Genomic DNA, 1,391 nt, shown 5'->3' with positions numbered 1-1,391 from the left:
CATTTTATTGATAAGCAGAGCTCCAGCGGGATGGGAGATAATTCAATCGATCTAGTGAATGATATTATTAAAGAATGATGTTAGTTCAGTAGCATATTCCTTTAGGAGGACATGTAACTAATGCACAGAAAAACAAAAAAGATACTCTTCAGTGTTGGCATAACCCTCCTGCTTGGAGGATGTTCTGGTATGAGTACAAATACCAGTCATGACAGTGGAAAAGCAAAAGAAGTAAAAACCTTGCCTTCTGGTGATACGTTTATCAGTGTACAGGATTATACTGGGAAAGGTTATTCTCTTGCGAATGGAAAAGAATCGGATAAAATTGCTGAAGCAAACAAAGCTCAGATTGACGAAGCTACTAAAAAGTTTTTCCAGGAAAAATATAAAACGGAAGTAAAGGTCCATAATGTGGTTGGTGCCGAAGATGGTGCAACAGTATTTGTCGAATCTGTTGGAGAACCGCATTTCTATACTTATGCAGTAGTACCGATTATTGAAAAAGAGAATAAAATAGATATAGACAAGATTTGGGCGGATGATTTTCAAGTACAGAATGCCATCAAAGGCGGACTCTATCATATGATTTTCAAGGAAGAGTTCCAACAGCTTGATAAGTACTTCGATTCCCTCGCTGCTGAAGGTGAAATAACAGGAAAAACAAAAGAAGCTCTTCAAAATGTTGGCGGGTATGGCTTTATGACACCTTACTATCTAATATCAACATCCAAGAACGATGAATCAATTATTCCAGTATATAAGTTATACCTAAGTAATCCTAAGGAAAGTGTTGAAAAACTAAAAGTCGCATTTGATGAAAGTAAATTTTCAGCAGAAAATTTAACAATTGGGATTCAGCTATTTATGAAAGACAAGGATGCTAAACCAAGTGAAAAAATCTTTAATCAGGTTGTAAAAGATGTGGAAGAAATGAAAAATATCCCAAGGGGCTCTTATGGGATAGTCCTTAATGATAACTATATCCATAGGGAAACTTCTGAGGGCTTTAAAGAAAGTTCCTTAGAGAGAGATTACCCTGACTCTATTGTGAAGGAGTAAGAGAATTTCACCTCCCCAATCCCCTGTTTAAACTTGTAAATGTATTATTTTGATAACATTAGGGAGGACTGATTCATGCACAAGAAAGCAAAAGTTTTACTCTGCAGTATGGGAACTTCTTTCATGCTTGGAGGATGCTCCGGCATGATCAACTCAAACAACTACCAGAAAAATGAGCAAACAAAAGATACACAGGCTGCCCCTTCTGAAGAAACTAGGATTAGCGTTCAGGATTATACTGGTGAAGGCTATGCATTACCATACGGAAGAGTGACAGATGAAATTGCTGATAAAAATCTTGCTCAGATAGTGGAAGCTGCCACCAGTTTTTT

General features: G+C 37.0%; 2 protein-coding genes. Both read left to right on the top strand.

What is annotated here, in order from left to right:
* Positions 1-120 precede the first annotated feature (120 nt).
* Positions 121-1,059: a DUF1672 family protein gene (locus tag BFI01S_RS21895; RefSeq protein WP_061794447.1), complete on the top strand. Its 939-nt coding sequence runs from the start codon at positions 121-123 to the stop codon at positions 1,057-1,059.
* Positions 1,060-1,134: 75 nt separating this feature from the next.
* Positions 1,135-1,391 (top strand): DUF1672 family protein (locus BFI01S_RS21890; protein WP_501162079.1); only part of this gene is annotated, 257 nt, incomplete at its 3' end.

This window comes from Cytobacillus firmus NBRC 15306 (assembly GCF_001591465.1).
GTDB classification, from domain to species: Bacteria; Bacillota; Bacilli; order Bacillales; family Cytobacillaceae; genus Cytobacillus; species Cytobacillus firmus.
The sequence above is the reverse complement of the archived record's forward strand: the minus strand, read 5'-3'. Positions and strand labels throughout refer to the sequence as shown.